The organism is Bacteroides sp. PHL 2737, from assembly GCF_004115325.2.
GTDB lineage: Bacteria > Bacteroidota > Bacteroidia > Bacteroidales > Bacteroidaceae > Bacteroides > Bacteroides hominis.
Window position 1 is genome coordinate 4,736,794 of record NZ_CP040630.1, and the last position, 18,999, is coordinate 4,755,792.

Below are 18,999 nucleotides of genomic sequence, written 5' to 3' on the forward strand. Positions count from 1 at the left end.
ATGTTTTTGATGTTCACCACAGAGGACACAGAGAATATATTTCTCTTAAATATCCTAATAAACAAGAGATTAAAACTCTGTGTCCTCTGTGTCCTCTGTGGTGAACCGTATTCATTTCTATTAGCGTTAAAAGCCGCTCCAAGTACCGAGGGGCCCGCTGTTCTTCCCCTGGCTGACGGTGAGCGTTTCGGTTTTCAGTCCGCCGCTCCCGTCGTGGTAGCTGATGTTGATCCGTCCGGTGCGGGCTGAGGACGCGCTGTTGGCATCTATATACAGCCCCATCATGTAGTGGCCGACATCGGCAGTATCGCCATCAGACGTTCCGTCTATCCTTCGCGAACAAGGTACCAACTTCATCCACGCGGCCCCCTGCACAATCTCCACCAGGATGGGATTCCGGTCTTTGCTGCGGATACTTACGCAGTATCCATCAGAATTAGCCACCCCTCCATTATTGGCAATGCTCAGCGTATTTCCGGAGCAGGAGACACCGGTGACCGCTCCGCTATTCGCCGTCTGGGAACAATCCACTTCATAGCCGGCGGAGGTGAGCTTCGTCGTGTCTCCCCCTCCCGCCTCCTGCTCCAGGGTATAGACGGTAGTCTCCAATCGGTTGGTAGTACTGTTCCAGCACCGGAGTGTCAGGCTCCCGGTGCGGGGCACGGAGCTGTGGAAATTGTCGGACATCAGGAGAAAGTTCTGACTCTGACCCTCACCCATCATTATCTTCCTCTGCCACTCCAGCCATCTGGCCTGTTCTGTCCAGCCGGACGCGAATCCCGCATCTTCCAGCACGAAAGGCATGCTTCCCGAATAGGGAAAGACGGGAAGAGTGATTTTATGATTCACCTCGTCCACCCGCCACGTGTCGTCGGGCGGAGTGATGGTGACAGGCGGAAAGTATTGCGCAGCCCCCGCAGCATCGCCCAAAACAGTGTTCAGCAGGGATGGCAGCAGATAGTCCACCTTCAGGGTATATTCGTCCACCTGCTGGGTTTTCGCCCCGGTAGCGGCGTCCGTACGGTGAGTCACGAGGCTGATCTTATAGGTTTCGGGAGCCCGGAAACTTTCCATCAACTGCTTTCCCGAAGCGGCATCCGACTTGGCCAGCCTCAACGGCACGACGTAGGTGCCTGTAGCGGTACTTGCCGTTCCCATCGAAAACAGGGGGGCATCCGCCGGCATGATCACGCCGATAGGGTTCGCGTCTCCGGCAGCTCCGGTAAAGGTGATCAGGGGCAAAAGGTCTGTCGCTGCCCTTCCGCGGCTGCCCGAAAGCCGGGAAAAATGGATCACCCGGTTGTCGGCATCTATTTCCGCTATGCTGCCGGCCTCGGGCATATCGGCATTCAGCGCCACCGTCACCCCGGCGTTCAGTTTCCCGAAGACATCGCCCTCGATGCCGTGCCCATCGTCCCAGGGCATGGCACGGAGAGACGCCACCGCGTTTCCGGCGGAATTCTTAATGGTTATCAGGTAGCGGGTGTTGGGCTTGAACCAGCTTCGGCCGTCGGTAATGACCAGCGTCGTCTCCACCCCGTAGAGCACGCCCGCCAGTTCGATCTTGAGCGTGCCGCCGTCATTGCCTGTTCCGCCCCAATATTGAAGCTGGGGCAGATAGAACACCGCCGGGAGAAATTCGGCGTTCTCCACAGGGAGATCGGGATAGTATCCGCGGGTGGAAATCTGTTCTCTCCCTTCCGCGTTGAACATCCACTCACCGATGTCGCTGACCTTGACCGAGCGGAGCTCGAAACCGGAGGCGGCGGGATTGTCAATGTCAAAGCGCGCCGCCTGCCGGGCGAGATCCACCCAGACGCCTTGCGCCAGCTTTTCGGCGGTAAAGTAGTTTTTCTCCTGATAGCCTCCTCCCGTCAGTTCCTGCCGCCAGTATCCGGTTCCCATCATGCAGAGGGGGCAGGCGATGGGGGCCAGGCTAAGCGGGGTGCCCTCCCGCCCTCCGGCCGGGAAGAACTGCGGGCAACCCACACTCACGAAACGGGTGGCCGTGCTGCGGTCGGCAAGCGCACCCGTGCCGCTGTCCTTAATGGAGACCGCCACCACATCGGCAGGCACACCGCCCCCATTCGCCACCAGCTTGAAGCAACGGCGGTATTCGTCTCTGGGCACACCGAACGTGACCCGGTAGCCATCCCCGTCGGAGGTCAGCAACAGGTCATTGTCCGCCGCTCCCTCCGTATAGCGGTAGACACGCTCCAGGGTCGATTCCCCGGAAGAACTCAGCATTTCCATCTCCTCTTCGGAGAATACCGTCCCGTCCTGCCGGATATTGACGAAGCAATACACCAGCAATTCTTTCACCTCGTTTTCGCCCGGCAGCACCACCGCATCCGTAGCCGCCCGGCTGACGGGCACTCCGCCACCTCCACCCAGGCCGGAGAGCCGGATACTGGCTTCCATCTCTCCGGGGCGCAACGTTATCTGTCCGCTCCCGGACGCTCCCCCCTGCTCCACCTCTACCGTACAGGCGGCAAGCAGAAAACAGCAGAGGGATGTTAGTAAAGATCGTTTCGTATTCATTTTCATCTGGTTTTGAGTATTATTCACCACAGAGGACACAGAGGGCACAGAGGATATATTTCTCTTAAACATCCATATAAACAAGAGATTAAAACTCTGTGTCCTCTGTGTACTCTGTGGTGAACTCTATTCATTTCTATTTTAGTTTTTCATTTCCATTCCGTCTAATTGGCCCCTATGCTTCCTCCCTCCTGCCATCCGGAGGGGTGGGTTTGCATAATCAGCGTCTGGTCTTTGCCGATCCGCACCGTGAGATCGAACTCCTGACAAATGTTCCGGCTCAGCCCGATGCCCATGACATCGAAATAGCGGCTGAGGTCTATCTCTTTCATCAACCCTTCTCCTTGTTCGGTGAGCTCCAGTACGAGACGGCTCCCGTCGGTGAGGCGGAGGGTGACAAAGGATGCCTTGACCTGAAAACCGGACTCGATGACGGCAGCAGCCCGATAGACCGACAGAGGTACACCGGTATCCTGCTTCGGGAAGGTATAATCTCCCCAGGTTTCGCCGCCGCAGAAGTGGTAGGCGGTATGCAATCCGCGCAGGCGCATCACCGGCGACCGGGCCGAACGTACCTCCGCAGGGATGTCGTCTTTCCACTCCACTGTCAGGTTAAGCCGGGCATGGGCATGCATCAGCCCCACGGTCAACTCGTTCACTCCATATTCGGATACCTTGAATGTAGCGGTTCCATAATAAAGCCTGCCTACGTTGGCATACTCCGCCGAAGCCTCTTTGCCACCATAGGGCAAGGCATGCAGCCTGCCGTCCTCCATACGGCTACCGTGCGGATTTATCTCCTCCATACGGCAACTTCCGCCGGGCGCATTGCCCCACACCACCAGCCGGTAGGTGCCGGGCGGCAGTGTAAGCATGCCCACCCCCGCCTCGCACGAATCACCCGGAAACTCTCCCACCAGCACACTGTCCTCGGTATAAACAAACTGGCGGAAGTCCTCCACCGGATAATCTCCCGTAGCAAAGCCGCGCCCGTCGGAAGTCACATAATGTATCAGCACATTGTAGGGACATGTCCGCATTTCATACTCCAGGGTACATGAAGCCAGGAAGAGGAGGTATACAAAAGCCGGCCACTTCCAATGCCTCCACACCTCCTTCCGCCGCAGGAAAGCAGAAGGAGAAGCGCTTAAAGTTGCAAATATGTCTGTCGTTGTTTTCAAGGTTGCTCACTTTTTTTTCTTTCCCATTCCACCACAAACTCAGTGCGCCTCAGTCCGGGGAACCAATCCTTCAACATCGTCCGGTAAGGATCACCGTGTCCTATCTCCATCAGCCGCAGTTCACGTCCGTCAAAAAGAGGCACTTCGCGGATGATACGCAAGGCATCCGCCGCCCACGACGGATTTCGGCGGATCACCATCTCTTCAAGCCCTTCCCAATCCTCGGCAACCGCTTTCAGATTGAATACCGAATGATTAGGCAAATCATATACCTCGCTCAGATATTCCATCACACCCACAATGCGGCGGTTAGCCAAATTCACATTATGATCATAACGTCCCTCGGGCGAAGCATAGCCGGTGAGCCGGATGGAGCGCACCGTCACTGTAGTATCCGCCAGCAGAGGACGCAGCAGGCTGTCGATGCGCGCCAGCTCCCTCCGGTTAGTGGAGAAAGCAGGCAACACCCGGGTGACATTGACCGGGTATTGGATATACATCACGCCCCGCCCCGACTCTAACCGCAGGTTGCCCGATGCCGTGAGTGTATCGCGTCCGGCGTGCAGGCTGTCCAATGCCCGGCGATAACGTTCGTTCTGTTCTTCTATCCGACTCAGCACCAGGCGGAGACTATCCGCTTCGCGCCGGTTGCGGAGCGACATTTCGTAGGCAGTACGTGCATCGGACGGAGCCGTAGCGGCAGGCGGGCATCCCAGACGATAAACCAGGGAAACCGCCGCACGGGTAGGCCCCCAATAATGTCGCTTAAAACGTGCTTCCATCACAGCGCATCCCCGGCAACGATAACGATCGTACTTCAGAAGGGCATATCCCACACCGAGCGACGCCTCTATCCCCCAACGTCCCGCCAGTCGGTGATAATATCCATAAGTGAGCCCGCCTCCATAGACAGTACCCCGATAATGATGGTGTTTCAGCGCATGTATAAAAGGGATGCCGCCCACATCGAACCGCCCCGCCAAAGCATGTGCCCCCACAAAGTGGCGGCTAAACGGACGATCGAACCAATAACGCGTCTCCACTTCAGCCAGATAATGCCTCAAACTGAAGTCTCCCCGGAAATCAATCAGATTGTAGGCGCCCCAGATCTCCGCACTCATACGAGGCGAAAAGGCATACTCCACTCCGAGGTTAGGCGTGGTGGTAGCCGCATGCAGCAAGTTCACCTTCAACGCCAACCGTTGCTGGGCCCGAAAGGGTAACACCCCGATTGCCAACATAAGAATAGAGATAAGTATCCGGTTCATATTCACTCGTTTTTCAGATTTTTCAGATAGGGATAATGAAAACGTGCCAAGTCTTCGAAAGGATAGTGCACATACACTGCGAGAAACATATCGAAAGGGTCAAAGGGCCAATCGGAACTGCCGGTGCAAAGTTGCCGGCGTAAATCGGTCACCAGTTCACACACTGCAGGGCACATACGCAAAACTCCAAAACGATAGGTTATCTGATCGGCCACCATTTCAAGTGCTTGTAAAAAAGGACGGAAAGGAGCATGACGCAAATGCCGGAAACTGACACAAAGAAAATAACAGCACTCTTGGGCAGAAACCAACCAACGGGTATACGAAGGAATAAATACCATTTGTTTGGATCTGACTTCCGTCTCCATGCCGCTATCCGGCAAAGACACCACTGCCACTCCCCGCTGCAGAAAAAGCAGGAGGAACTGTTCACCTGAGTTCTCTTCCATGCAGTTTTGTGCAGGACAAGTGTATTCACAGAATCGAAAATCGGATTTAACATCTTGATATTCAATCCACTTAGTCTCAAAACTATAATTCATACCGTTTCGTTTGTGTTTCAAAAAACGTACGTCTTTTGAAACACTGTTTTTTCGTCTTTTCGCCTGTATCTCTATGTATCAGCTTTTCAAGTCCATCGGCCATTGAGCAGAAGTTCCAAACAAGCGAAAGCACCCACCAACACGGCTTTTGACAGAATAAAACATATTTTTCAAAAAATATTATTTATAAATTATTTGGATAAACAAAAAGAAGACATTATTTTTGTGCCAAAAGACGTACGTTTTTTGAAACACTAATACTTCAATACCACACTTATAATCAATGATATATAATAATGTATATGAAGTTTCCAAAATTGTTAAACAACGTTATCGTCTCTCTTAATATGTTCGTATTTCACTAATATACCTTAATTTTGCAGCTTCATTTATTGTAAATAATAATAAAAGAATGAAGAAAGAATTTTTTTTAAATGTGAGGCTGAAATCAACGAAGGAAGCCTGAAATTAGTGTTTGAAGACCCGGAAGAGATTCTGGAAGTATGTAACAAGATTTACTCTACGAAAGAGGATCGAATTGTCATACAAAGAGAAAGAAATCAGTTACTTACGTTTGCTCTCCGGAATGCGGTCAGTCTTGATACCTTCGATCCGGACAAGCCGTTCATCCCCCATCTGACACACCAGCTATGCCGTGCCTATGACTTCCGGAGCATCTACCGTCCCCAACAGTCCGTATCGGAGGAATACATTGAAAGAGAGCTGTTTAAGCTCTGGAACGAGATGAAAGAGAAAAACAATGAAGAAACACTCCGGAAGGCGTAGAACGGCCCCGGAGGATTATATGGAAATACGCACCCGAAGCCCTACCTTTGCTGCTGCAGAATAGGTTTGAAAGAAAGCATTCTGCACAGAATCAAATCATTTAACTTGCACTATTATGAAATACGAATTATTTTTCCGCTATCGCGTCAGCATGATGTCCGACGACCGGGTGATCGCCCTATGCGAACAGAACGGCATAGAAGGCATAGGTATTTATACCGTCCTGCTGGCCGAGTTACGACAACACGAGGGGTATCGCTGCGCCTTTGCTTCACTGCCTGCACTGGCACGCCGCTGGAATGTATCCCCGGAAAAGCTGCAAAAGATAGTGTGCGACTTCCGCCTGTTCCGCCTCTACGCGGAAGACGAAAGCGGGCGCAGCTTCTCAAGCATCTATCTCGACGAAGAGATGAACACCGAACCGGATACCCCCGTCCGGAACCGCATTTCAACCGGGACGGACCGTCGAGAATCCGCTGCAACCGGGACTGCGGTTGCCGGAGCCACCACCGCGGGTGGGGTGAAAGTCACCGTGAAACGTGCTGCCAACGGGCGTTTCACCGCAACACGGTGTAAGAAAAAGAATATATTAAAAGAAAAAGAAGAAGAAGAGATAATCAGGGCTGCCCCCGAGCCTCCTTCCGTCCCAATAACGGAACCGCCCCGACAGCCCTCGCCGCAAAGCTGGGAAACATACGTGGAGAGTGCTTTCGGCGAACAGTCGTGGCTGGAGGTGCAGGCCATGCACTCAGGCATGGGCTTCCGCTTCATGGAGCTGCTGCCACACATCCGGACATTCTTCAAGCAACATATCGTGACGTATGGCAAAGAGCAAACCCTCTTCTCCATAGCCGACGCCAAAAGTTACTTCAGCAACTTCATCCGTCGCGGCTCTGCCACCCGGCAGGCGCTGGACACTGTGCTGAACCGCCTGGAAACAACCGAACGCCGAGCAGACGCTTACCGCTTTGAGCAGCGCGACCCGCTGACAGGAGCCCGCTCTTATTGCGGAGAGCACATCCCGGACGAAGCACCGCCCCGCCCGTCGGAGAACGCCGTGTGGAGCTCCGAGTCGGGGAAGTGGACGGAATGACGGCACCACCGGAGACTAATGGCGGCAGGGAGAACGGTCTCTGCCGGCAGGAAACGTAAAGAAAACTAATATCGCTCTTTGACTTATCGGAAACGGACATTCACCACAAAGTAACACGGAGTTTTTTTTAGACAAAAGAACAAAAGGACAAATTATTCTTTATGTGTTCTTATGTTCTTTTGTCTGAAAACTCACCACAGAGTAACACAGAGTTTTTTTAGACAAAAGAACAAATTATTCTTTATGTATTCTTTTGTTCTTCTGTCTGAAAACAGGCAGGGCGCAGCCAATTAATCTCTGTGTGAGACTTTGTGATAAATTAAACAGGCTCTAATTTGGAATCATCCCTTTTAAAAGCTATATTTGCGGGATATGAATACAAAGAGGAGGTACGATAATGGATTATACAGACAGATATATCCGATTTGACTGGGCGGTGAAACGGCTGTTGCGCAATAAAGCCAACTTCGGCGTGCTGGAGGGTTTCCTCACAGTGCTGCTGAACGAACCGATACGCATCGTAGAGATACTGGAAAGTGAAGGAAACCAACAGTGCGAAAACGAGAAATTCAACCGCGTGGACATCAAGGCCCGGAACAGCAAAGACGAAATCATCATCGTAGAGGTGCAGAACACCCGCGAAATCTATTATCTGGAGCGAATCCTCTTCGGAGTGGCAAAGGCCATCACAGAGCATATCGAACTGGGAGAACTCTACTCCGAGGTGAAGAAGGTGTACTCCGTCAGCATACTCTATTTCGACATCGGACGGGGAAACGACTACCTGTATCACGGGCAGAACACTTTCGTGGGGGTACATACAGGAGACTTCCTTGAAGTGACCACTAAAGAGAAGAACGCCATCATACGGAAACTGCCTGCCGAAATCTTCCCCGAATACTTCCTGATCCGGGTGAACGAATTCAACAAAGTAGCCGTCACTCCCCTCGAAGAATGGATTGAATATCTCAAAACCGGTATCATCCGCCCGGATACAAAAGCACCCGGACTGGAAGAGGCACGCCGGAAACTGATTTATTACAACATGGATAAAAAAGAACGATTGGCGTATGACGAGCATATCAATGCTGTCATGATACAAAATGACGTGCTGAGTACAGCCGCACTGGAAGGCAGACAAGAAGGCAGACAGGAAGGCAGACAGGAAGGATTTGAGAAAGGACGGATCGAAGAGAAAAGAGAAAACGCCCGAAAGATGAAATCACTGAACCTCCCGCCCGAAACCATTCACCAAATAACGGGCCTGCCCATTGAAGAAATAGAAAAGCTATCTTAAGGATACTCACCACAGAGTAACACAGAGTAGCACAGAGTTTTTTTTAGACAGATGAACAAAAGAACAAAAGAACAAAAGATTCTTTATGTGTTCTTATGTTCTTTTGTCTGAAAACTCACCACAAAGTATCACCAAGTTTTTTGGACATAAGAACAAAAGAACAAATTATCCTTTATGTGTTCTTATGTTCTTTTGTCTGAAAACTTACTACAGAGCGCAGCCAATTAATCTCTCTGTGCCCTCTGTGTCCTCTGTGGTGAAATCAAAACCATTACCCAGATTTCCGTTTCCGGCAAGTTTAGAGCAAACGCCTAAAAACAAATGGAAATCGACCATGAAATCATTTAATTTTCGTGAACTCGGCATCGAATTTGATGCCTACGGCCGCACAGCAGGCCACATCAAGACCAAATGCCCCCGATGTATCGGGCAGAGAAGCAACAAAAGTGACAAGTCCCTTTCGGTGGACCTGGACTCAGGACTCTACAAATGCCATTACTGCGGATGGAGCGGAGTGGCAGACGACGGAAGCGGAAAGCATGGCGGACGAAAGACAGGAGATCCGCTGGTGGACTTCCCCGCCGAAAGAAACCGGACAAGCCCCCGGCCAACAGCCCCGGACGGCACCGCTGCCCCCCAACATCCCCAAAAACCTGCCAACGAAACCCCTCTCACTCCGGTGCAACTGAAATGGCTGGCGGACGAACGCCACATCAGTGCACACGCGGCGGAACAACTGCACATCACCTCGTCGGTGCAATACATGCCCCAAAGCGGACTTGAAGAACCCTGTCTCTGCTTCAACTATCTGGAAGAGGGACGGCTGGTAAACATCAAGTTCCGTGCCACGCTCCATAAACACTTCAAAATGCTCACCGGAGCGGAACTGATTCCCTACAACATCGACGGCATCAAAGGCACCCCGGAATGTATCATCACCGAAGGAGAGTTGGATGCAGCCGCCTTTGTCACGGCAGGGCGCACTGACGTGATATCGGTGCCCGGAGGTGCCAACCGTAACCTGAAGTGGATGGACCGCTTTGTGGACAGCCATTTCGAAGATAAGCGGGTGATCTACATAGCCGGCGATGCCGACCCGAAAGGGGAAGAACTGAAACAGGAGTTGCTCCGCCGCCTGGGACGCGAACGTTGCAGGGTGGTCAGCTACGGCGAAGGGTGCAAAGACGCCAACGAGCTCTTGGTAAAGGCAGGTCCGGAAGCATTGTCGCAGGCGCTTGCCGACGCTCCGGAGATGCCGTTGGAAGGCGTATATACAGCGGCCGATGTGGACGAAGAGATGCGCATACTTTTTGAAAACGGACTGTCACGGGGAGCGGAAACGGGACTGAAGAACCTGGACGACCTCTGCACCTTCGAGACCGGAAGGCTCTGCGTCATCACGGGACACCCGGGCGACGGAAAATCGGAGTTCACGGACGAACTGGTGCTGCGCCTCTGCCTCAACCACCAATGGCGGACAGCTTATTTCAGCCCCGAAAACCAACCCCTCCCCTATCACCTGGCCAAACTGACCGAAAAACTGACCGGACAGCGTTTCCGCAAGGGACTGATGACCGAAATGCTCTACGAGAAAGCGCAACGCTATCTGGCGGAAAACATTTCGAGCATCCTGCCCAAAGAAGATTTCACCGTAGAATCGATACTGGAACGGGCACGCCAACTGGTGAGGAGGCGGGGCATCCGCATACTGGTACTGGACCCTTTCAACCGGCTGGAACACCGCATCCCGGGCGGACAGACGGAAACGCAATATATCTCGGCATTCCTCGACCTGCTGGCAAACTTCGCACAAAGGCACCAATGCCTCGTCATCCTCGTGGCACATCCACGCAAGATGCAGACAGACCCGCTGACGAAACGCCTGCCCGTACCCACGCTGCAGGACATCAACGGATCGGCGGCATTCGTCAATAAATGTGACTTCGGACTGGTGATAGAGCGCGACCGGCAGGCAGGGGTGACACGGGTACACGTGAAAAAAGTGAAATTCCGCCATTTAGGGAATATCGGCGAGTGCAGCTTTGTGTTCAACCCGGTCAACGGGCGATACTCACCCTGCGAAGAGGACGCCACGGCGGAACGCACCGGCGACCGGATACGGAACACACAGTTCGACTCCAAACACTGGTTCGGAATGGGCGGAAATGCGGAGACTGAAAAAACACTCGATTTCCTGCCGTGAAAGGCCGCCCCGCCATCGTCATCCCGGTTCGCCGATCGCCTCTACGATCAGTTCCACCTGGGCGGGCGTATAGCGCTTGTCTTTAGTACGCAGCCCGGTAGCGGAAAGGGCCTCCGTCAGACCGGGAGACTTGCCGATCCATTTGCGCAATTCGCTTGCGGCACTCTTAGGACTGATTTCGGGCATATAGAGCGAGGCCAGTTCGGACTTGCCATAACTCTTTATCCGGAACTTTTTCTCTGTGGTTTCTGGTTTCTTTTCCATACTGTTTTTTTGAGTTGGGTTCACCACAGAGGACGCAGAGGACACAGAGGACACAGAGAATATTTTTCTCTTAAATATCTTAATAAACAAGAATTTAAAACTCTGTGTCCTCCGTGTACTCTGTGGTGAACCGGATTCATTTTTGCTTTGTGACACTTATTGATTCAGAGTACTAAGATACTAAAAAAGCAGTGGACGGGCAAGGCTTCTTGTCCGTTTTTATCTTCAAAAAGGCACTTACGGGACCAAAGAGCCGCCAATGCCCGCATCTTGCCCCGGACAGCCTGTGGGATAAAGCATAAGTACTACCTTTACATCGTAATCAGAAAGGCCTTGATGTATTACAGAAAGAAAACATTTTATGAATCCAAAAAACATTTTATTATGGCAGTACCTGTGATGCGCTATCAGCGCTACAAAGATCTGAGCGACAAATCGTCGCCCCAAAAGTATTATCTGAAACAAGAGCCGGGCAGCTCCAAAACAGCTACCATCGCCTCCATCGCCAAAGAGATAGAAATCACCGGAGCCCTGAGCGCGGAAGACGTGACACACGTCATGCAGGCATTCGTCCGGCAACTGAAAAAGTCGCTGGTGGAGGGAAACAAAGTGAAGGTGGACGGGCTCGGTACGTTCTACATCACGCTGACTTCCGCCGGAACGGAAACGGAAAAAGAGTGTACCGTAAAGGGTATCAGGCGTGTGCATATCCGCTTTGCCGTGGACAACAGCCTGCGACTGGCAAACGACAGCACGGCTACCACCCGCGGAGGAGAGAACAATGTGTCGTTCTACATCAAGAGTGAAACGCCCTCCGGCGACGGAGATATTGTAGATGATCCGACGGCATAAAAATGAATATTTTAAAACACACGAAGCAATGAAAAAAACAATCTGGCACAAAGTGCTGAAAGTGGTGATAGCCGTGGCTACTGCCATACTCGGAGCATTGGGAGTCAACGCAATGAATCCTTAGACGATCGATTATCGACATGAATACCCTGCGGGACCCTGTGTCCCTCCACGGTAAAAAAAAGACTTTTGATGCACAATGATTGTGCATCAGAAGTTTTTTTTGTATCTTAGGTGCCGATCTAAAAAACACAATCCCAATGACCATGAAAAAATTCCTCAAGGTAGACGAATGGAACATCATAGAAGAAGGTTTTCACGCCGACAACCTTCGCGCTTCGGAAAGTATATTCAGCCTCGGTAACGGACGTTTCGGACAGCGAGGCAATTTTGAAGAGTCCTACAGCAGCGACTCCCTGCAGGGATCATACGTAGCAGGAATCACTTTTCTGGACCGCACCCGTGTGGGATGGTGGAAAAACGGTTACCCGCGATTCTTCTCACGCATACCGAACACTCCGGACTGGAGCGGCATCTACGTGCGCCTGATCGACGAGGAACTGGATCTGGCACACTGGGATGTGGAGAGCTATGAACGCAGGCTGGACATGAAGGCGGGAATCTCGTACCGTGACTTCAGGGTGACTTCGCCCAAAGGCAACACGCTGGAAGTGCACGTAGAGCATATCAACAGCATGGACAACCAGAACCTGTGTCTGATAAAATACAGTGTGACATCGGTGAACTATGAAGGCAAAATCTCGCTGGTACCCTATCTGAACGGCGACGTAAAGCACGAAAGCGCCAATTTCGACGAAAAGATGTGGAACATCCTGCGCGCCGAAACCACCAACGACTACGCTTACCTCTGGGCGCAAACCCGGCGGGAAGATTCACAAATCTGCTGCGCACTGACGTACCGTTTTTTCAGGAACAGCAAACAGATAAGCGTCAGCCCCATCAAGATAGAAAAAGAAAAACTGACAGGATTCAGCGCCGGAGCAGACGTGAAGCCCGGCGAGAAGGTGACTCTTATCAAGTACACCGCCATCGTGTCGTCGCTGCAATGTGACCGTCAGGAGTTGGTAGAGCGCGCTGTGAACGAAGCCAAAGCAGCCAGGGAGCAGGGATGGGAATCGCTGACGGCAGCCCATAAGGAGCGGTGGGCAAAAATCTGGGAGGAGACGGACGTGGAGATCAAAGGAGACCCGGAAGCACAGCAGGGCATACGGTTCAACATCTTCCAGCTGAACCAGAGCTATCAGGGAGACGACGAGCGGCTGAACATCGGTCCGAAGGGATTCACGGGAGAAAAATACGGCGGCAACACGCAATGGAACACAGAATTGTGCTGTGTGCCCTACTTCCTGCTGTCCACCCCGAGAGAAGTGTGCCGCAAACTGTTGCTCTACCGCTATAACCAGTTGCCCAAAGCCATCGAAAACGCACGTAAACTGGGATTTACCGACGGGGCGGCACTCTATCCGATGGTGACCATCCACGGAGAAGAATGCCACAACGAGTGGGAAATCACTTTCGAAGAGATACACCGCAACAACATCATAGTATATGCCATCATGCAGTATGCCAGGGTGACAGGCAACAAAGAGTACATTGCCCGCTACGGACTGGAGGTGATGATTGCCATCTGCCGGTTCTGGAGCCAGCGGGTATCCTACTCGCAGGCACGGCAAAAATTTGTGCTGTTGGGAGTGACGGGGCCTAACGAATACGAAAACAACGTCAACAACAACTGGTACACCAACTTCTCCTGCGTGCAATGCCTGCAAAGCACCATAGACAGCATCGAGATGGTGGCCCACGAATTTCCGGAAGAGTATGCACGGGTGCGCCGTGTCACCCGCTTCAATTATGCCGAAGAGACTTCGCGCTGGCAGAAGATCATCGACGGAATGTATCTCCCCCGGGACGAACAACAGGGCATCTTCATACAGGATGACGGCTATCCGGACAAGGAGCTGACCACGGTGGACGATATCCCGGCAAACGAACGGCCGATCAACCAATGGTGGTCATGGGACCGTATCCTGCGTTCGTGCTACATCAAGCAGAGCGACGTGCTGTTAGGACTGTTCCTGTATTACGAAAACTTTGACCGTGAAACGATTCTCCGGAACTTCCGGTTCTACGAACCCCGTACCGTACACGAATCATCCCTGTCACCTTTTGTCCACGCCATTCTGGCTGCCTGGATAGGCGACACGGAAGAAGCCTACCGCCTCTTCCTGCATGCCACGCGCCTGGATCTGGACGACTATAATAATGAGGTGCACCAAGGGTTGCACATCACAAGCATGGCGGGAAGTTGGCAGGTCATCGTACGCGGATTTGCGGGAATGAAAATACTGGACGGACAGCTCGACTTCAACCCCATCATCCCCCAAGCGTGGGACAGCTATACATTCAAAGTAAATTTCCGTGGATGCACCCTGCAGATGAAAGTCGAAAAACAGGCGATAAAAATCTCTCTTTTAGAAGGATGTGAGTTGAACATCCGTATCTCCGAAGTTGTTTATAACCTGAAAAAGGGTAAAGATTTGACTGTACCGAGGCAGAAATAAACGATCGACGTCGCCAAGCCTCGCCACACCCGCCTCAGGTTGTTAATAATATTAAATTATCAAACCGGAAAACTGTTTATAGTTTTTCAGTTTCATATCTTTGCCCCCTCAAAATGAGACTAAACAGACTCTTAATCAATGGGAAATATGAGAAAAAACTATGGATGTATCCTCGCAGCACTTATTCTATTAACGGCTTGCGGACAAAAGAAAGAAGACAATGCGGCAACAGTACGCCCCGTAAAGACGGCCAGGGTAGAGTCCCGGTCGGAAATCAGAAAGGACTTTTCGGGCATTGTAGAAGCTGTAGATTATGTGAAACTGGCCTTCCGCGTGAGCGGACAGATCATCAACCTGCCGGTGGTAGAAGGCCAGCGGGTCAAAAAAGGACAACTGATTGCGGCCATCGACCCGCGCGACCTGGCCTTACAGTATGCAGCAGACAAATCGGCTTACGAAACCGCCGCTGCCCAAGTGGAACGTAACAAACGATTATTGGCACGGCAGGCTATCTCGGTACAAGAATATGAAATCAGCGTATCGACTTTCCAACAAAAGAAATCGGCTTACGAACTTTCGAGCAACAATATGCGCGACACCAAACTGACCGCCCCTTTCGACGGGTCTATCGAGAAAAGGTTAGTGGAGAACTATCAGCGCGTGAACTCGGGCGAAGGCATTGTGCAGCTGGTCAACACCAAGAAACTGCGCATCAAGTTCACCATCCCCGATGCTTACCTTTATCTGCTCCGTTCCAAAGACCAACACTTCCGCGTGGAGTTCGATACATACCGCGGACACATCTTCAATGCCAAACTGGAGGAATATCTCGACATCTCGACGGACGGTACGGGTATCCCGGTGACGATCACCATCGACGATCCCGCTTTCGACCATGCCCTGTATGAGGTGAAACCGGGTTTCACGTGCAGCATCCGCTTCTCGGCCGATGTAGGTCCGTTTCTGGAAGAAACCATGACGGTAGTGCCCCTGAGTGCCATATTCGGTGAAAGCGAAGGAAACAAAACCTACGTGTGGGTACTGAACGGGAATCAGGTAAACCGCCGTGAAGTAACCGTTTACTCTCCGACGGGAGACGCACAGGCCTTTATCTCGAAAGGACTGAAAGCAGGGGAAACGGTAATAATAGCCGGCGTAACACAACTGGTGGAAGGCGAAACGGTGAAGGAACTGAAATAAGAGTGCCCACTCAACGCAATAATTAATTTCACCACAGATTACACGGATTAACACAGATTTTTTAATCTTATTATCAATAATATAAATCATTAATCTGTGAAAATCCGTGTAATCTGTGGTGCACTCAAAACCATATACAATCATGAATTTAGCCAAATATTCATTAGACAATACCAAAGTCATCTACTTCTTTCTGGCTGTATTGCTGATCGGAGGTATCTCCTCTTTCAGCAGCCTGGGCAAGAAGGAAGATGCTCCTTTTGTCATCAAATCGGCCGTCATCATGACGCGCTATCCCGGTGCCGAGCCCGCCGAAGTGGAACGGCTGATCACTGAGCCCATCTCCCGTGAGATACAGAGCATGAGCGGAGTATACAAGATCAAGTCCGAATCCATGTACGGCATTTCCAAAATCACGTTCGAACTGCTCCCCTCGCTACCGGCCTCCTCCATCCCCCAGAAATGGGACGAACTGCGGCGCAAAGTGCTCAACATACAACCCCAATTGCCAAGCGGAGCTTCGGTACCCACAGTATCGGACGACTTCGGTGACGTATTCGGTATCTACTACGGCCTGACAGCCGACGACGGATTCAGCTACGAAGAAATGAGGGACTGGGCCGAACGCATCAAGACACAGGTGGTCACTGCCGACGGGGTGATGAAAGTCGCACTGTTCGGCACACAGACCGAGGTGGTGAATATATTCGTCTCGGTGAACAAGCTGGCAGGCATGGGTATCGATCCCAAACAGCTGGCAAGCCTGCTGCAATCGCAGAACCAGATTATCAACACCGGAGAAATCAGCGCCGGCGAACAGCAGTTGCGCATAGTAGCCAACGGTATGTATACCACGGTGGACGACATCCGGAACCAGGTAATCACCACCCGCGCCGGACAGGTAAAACTGGGTGACATCGCCGTCATAGAGAAAGGATACATGGACCCGCCGGGCACCATCATGCGTGTCAATGGCAAACGTGCCATCGGTATCGGCGTATCTACCGACCCGCAACGCGACGTGGTGCTGACGGGTGAGATGGTAGACCAGAAATTGGCCGAACTCCTCCCACTGATGCCTGTGGGACTGAACCTGGAAAGCCTTTATCTTGAAAACGTCATAGCCAAAGAGGCGAACAACGGATTTATCATCAACCTGATTGAGTCGATCCTGATCGTAATTGTCATCATCATGCTGGTGATGGGGATGCGTGCCGGAGTATTGATCGGCTCTTCACTGGTCTTCTCCATCGGAGGTACGCTGCTTATCATGTCCTTCATGGGTGTAGGACTCAACCGTACGTCACTGGCGGGATTTATCATCGCCATGGGTATGCTGGTGGACAACGCCATCGTGGTGACGGACAATGCGCAGATAGCCATCGCCCGCGGAGTGGACCGCCGGAAAGCATTGATCGACGGAGCCACCGGACCACAATGGGGATTGCTGGGAGCCACGTTCATCGCCATCTGCTCGTTCCTGCCGCTTTATCTGGCACCTTCGTCCGTGGCGGAAATCGTGAAGCCGCTTTTCGTCGTACTGGCCATCTCACTGGGATTGAGCTGGGTGCTGGCACTGACACAAACCACCGTATTCGGAAACTTTATCCTGAAAGCCAAGGCCAAAAATGCAGGCAAAGATCCGTACGACAAACCGTTCTACCACAAATTCGAAAAGATACTGAGCGTCCTGATCCGGCGCAAAATTGTGACGTTAGGGTCGATGATCGTGCTCTTCATCGTCTCACTGGTGGTGATGGGAATGATGCCGCAAAACTTCTTCCCGTCACTGGACAAGCCCTACTTCCGCGCCGACGTGTTTTATCCGGACGGATATGGGGTGAACGACGTGGCCCGGGAGATGAAGAAAGTGGAAGCCCATCTGCAAAAACTGCCGGAAGTGAAAAAAGTATCGATCACCTTCGGAAGCACTCCGCTGCGTTACTACCTGGCGTCTACCTCCGTAGGGCCGAAGCCGAACTTTGCCAATGTATTGGTGGAACTGAACGACAGCAAGTATACCAAAGAGTATGAAGAACAGTTCGACGGTTACATGAAAGCCAACTTTCCGAATGCCATCACCCGTACGAGCCTCTTCAAACTGTCGCCGGCTGTGGATGCAGCCATCGAAATCGGTTTCATCGGGCCCAATGTGGACACGCTGGTGGCACTGACCAACCAGGCACTGGAGATCATGCACCGGAACCCTGACCTTATTAATATACGTAACTCGTGGGGAAATAAAATACCCATCTGGAAACCGATCTACAGCCCGGAACGGGCACAACCCCTGGGAGTCTCCCGCCAAGGCATGGCTCAAAGCATCCAGATCGGGACAAACGGCATGACTCTCGGTGAATTCCGCGAAGGAGACCAGGTGCTGCCGATTCTGCTGAAAGGCAACAGTGTGACGGATTCCTTCCGCATCAACGACCTGCGTACATTACCGGTATTCGGCAACGGGCCGGAAACCACCAGTCTGGAGCAGGTAGTGTCGGAGTTCGACTTCCGCTATCGCTTCTCAAATGTGAAGGATTACAACCGCCAGATGGTGATGATGGCGCAATGCGATCCCCGGAGGGGAGTGAATGCCATCGCGGCCTTCAACCAGATATGGTCGCAGGTGCAAAAAGAGATCAAGGTTCCGGAAGGATACACCCTGAAATACTTCGGCGAACAGGAAAGCCAGGTGGAATCGAACGAAGCTCTGGCAAAAAACCTGCCGCTGACCTTCTTCCTGATGTTCACCACCCTGCTGCTGCTGTTTAAAACCTACCGCAAGCCGACGGTAATCTTGCTGATGCTGCCGCTGATATTTATCGGTATCGTACTGGGATTGCTGCTGTTAGGCAAGTCGTTCGACTTCTTCGCCATCCTCGGTTTGCTGGGACTGATCGGTATGAACATCAAAAATGCCATTGTACTGGTGGACCAGATCGACATCGAAAGTCGATCGGGACTCGATCCGCGCGAAGCCGTGATAAAGGCAACCGTCAGCCGTATCGTACCGGTGGCCATGGCTTCGGGTACAACGATCTTAGGTATGCTTCCGTTGCTGTTCGACGCCATGTTCGGCGGAATGGCGGCTACCATCATGGGCGGACTGCTTGTGGCGTCGGCACTGACACTGTTTGTGCTTCCGGTAGCTTATTGCGCCATCCACAGGATTAAGGGATAAAGAAATGAACTA

The 18,999-nt window shown here is 52.1% G+C and carries 14 protein-coding genes; 9 read left to right on the top strand and 5 right to left on the bottom strand.

Features of this window, described 5'->3' with window-relative positions; genetic code table 11:
- Window positions 1-126 precede the first annotated feature (126 nt).
- The 4 genes from DBK98_RS19635 to DBK98_RS19650 all read right to left on the bottom strand — a co-directional run bounded on the left by DBK98_RS19635 (window position 127) and on the right by DBK98_RS19650 (window position 5,439).
- Window positions 127-2,541 carry a hypothetical protein gene (locus DBK98_RS19635; RefSeq protein ID WP_137570178.1) on the bottom strand — a complete coding sequence of 805 codons (2,415 nt, stop codon included), beginning with the start codon at window positions 2,539-2,541 and terminating at the stop codon, window positions 127-129.
- Window positions 2,542-2,705: 164 nt separating this feature from the next.
- Window positions 2,706-3,722: a FimB/Mfa2 family fimbrial subunit gene (locus DBK98_RS19640; RefSeq protein ID WP_032535713.1), complete on the bottom strand. Its 1,017-nt coding sequence runs from the start codon at window positions 3,720-3,722 to the stop codon at window positions 2,706-2,708.
- Window positions 3,719-4,990, bottom strand: a complete 1,272-nt coding sequence (locus DBK98_RS19645; RefSeq protein ID WP_050503169.1) for a DUF3575 domain-containing protein — start codon at window positions 4,988-4,990, stop codon at window positions 3,719-3,721. The genes DBK98_RS19640 and DBK98_RS19645 overlap by 4 nt, the downstream gene beginning before the upstream one ends.
- Window positions 4,991-4,992: 2 nt before the next feature.
- Window positions 4,993-5,439, bottom strand: a complete 447-nt coding sequence (locus tag DBK98_RS19650) for a hypothetical protein (protein WP_137570179.1) — start codon at window positions 5,437-5,439, stop codon at window positions 4,993-4,995.
- A 564-nt stretch (window positions 5,440-6,003) separates the two neighbouring features.
- Here DBK98_RS19650 and DBK98_RS19655 point away from each other — a divergent pair.
- From DBK98_RS19655 to DBK98_RS19670, 4 genes are all read left to right on the top strand, one after another.
- A complete protein-coding gene (locus DBK98_RS19655) occupies window positions 6,004-6,318 on the top strand; it encodes a hypothetical protein (RefSeq protein ID WP_005807684.1) in 315 nt (104 codons plus the stop codon).
- A 115-nt stretch (window positions 6,319-6,433) separates the two neighbouring features.
- The gene (locus DBK98_RS19660; protein ID WP_032535711.1) at window positions 6,434-7,411 is read left to right on the top strand and encodes a Lin1244/Lin1753 domain-containing protein; all 978 of its coding nucleotides are present in this window, start codon (window positions 6,434-6,436) and stop codon (window positions 7,409-7,411) included.
- Window positions 7,412-7,805: 394 nt separating this feature from the next.
- On the top strand, window positions 7,806-8,708 hold the full coding sequence (locus DBK98_RS19665) for an Rpn family recombination-promoting nuclease/putative transposase (protein ID WP_032535710.1): 903 nt from the start codon (window positions 7,806-7,808) through the stop codon (window positions 8,706-8,708).
- Between the two features lie 334 nt (window positions 8,709-9,042).
- Window positions 9,043-10,911 (top strand): bifunctional DNA primase/helicase, encoded by a 1,869-nt coding sequence (locus DBK98_RS19670; protein ID WP_032530680.1) that lies wholly within the window; start codon window positions 9,043-9,045, stop codon window positions 10,909-10,911.
- Between the two features lie 18 nt (window positions 10,912-10,929).
- On the opposite strand, the gene DBK98_RS19675 is transcribed toward DBK98_RS19670, so the two are convergent.
- On the bottom strand, window positions 10,930-11,175 hold the full coding sequence (locus tag DBK98_RS19675; protein ID WP_005807688.1) for a DUF4248 domain-containing protein: 246 nt from the start codon (window positions 11,173-11,175) through the stop codon (window positions 10,930-10,932).
- A gap of 381 nt (window positions 11,176-11,556) precedes the next feature.
- Here DBK98_RS19675 and DBK98_RS19680 point away from each other — a divergent pair, with 381 nt between their 5' ends.
- The 5 genes from DBK98_RS19680 to DBK98_RS19700 all read left to right on the top strand — a co-directional run bounded on the left by DBK98_RS19680 (window position 11,557) and on the right by DBK98_RS19700 (window position 18,987).
- Window positions 11,557-12,027, top strand: a complete 471-nt coding sequence (locus DBK98_RS19680) for an HU family DNA-binding protein (protein ID WP_232307380.1) — start codon at window positions 11,557-11,559, stop codon at window positions 12,025-12,027.
- A 28-nt stretch (window positions 12,028-12,055) separates the two neighbouring features.
- Complete coding sequence (locus DBK98_RS19685; RefSeq protein ID WP_005807693.1) at window positions 12,056-12,151, top strand: smalltalk protein; 96 nt, start codon at window positions 12,056-12,058, stop codon at window positions 12,149-12,151.
- A 142-nt stretch (window positions 12,152-12,293) separates the two neighbouring features.
- A complete protein-coding gene (locus DBK98_RS19690) occupies window positions 12,294-14,609 on the top strand; it encodes a family 65 glycosyl hydrolase domain-containing protein (protein ID WP_005780672.1) in 2,316 nt (771 codons plus the stop codon).
- A gap of 147 nt (window positions 14,610-14,756) precedes the next feature.
- A complete protein-coding gene (locus tag DBK98_RS19695; RefSeq protein WP_005807695.1) occupies window positions 14,757-15,809 on the top strand; it encodes an efflux RND transporter periplasmic adaptor subunit in 1,053 nt (350 codons plus the stop codon).
- Between the two features lie 142 nt (window positions 15,810-15,951).
- Window positions 15,952-18,987 (top strand): efflux RND transporter permease subunit, encoded by a 3,036-nt coding sequence (locus DBK98_RS19700; RefSeq protein WP_032535708.1) that lies wholly within the window; start codon window positions 15,952-15,954, stop codon window positions 18,985-18,987.
- The last annotated feature ends 12 nt before the right edge of the window (window positions 18,988-18,999 follow it).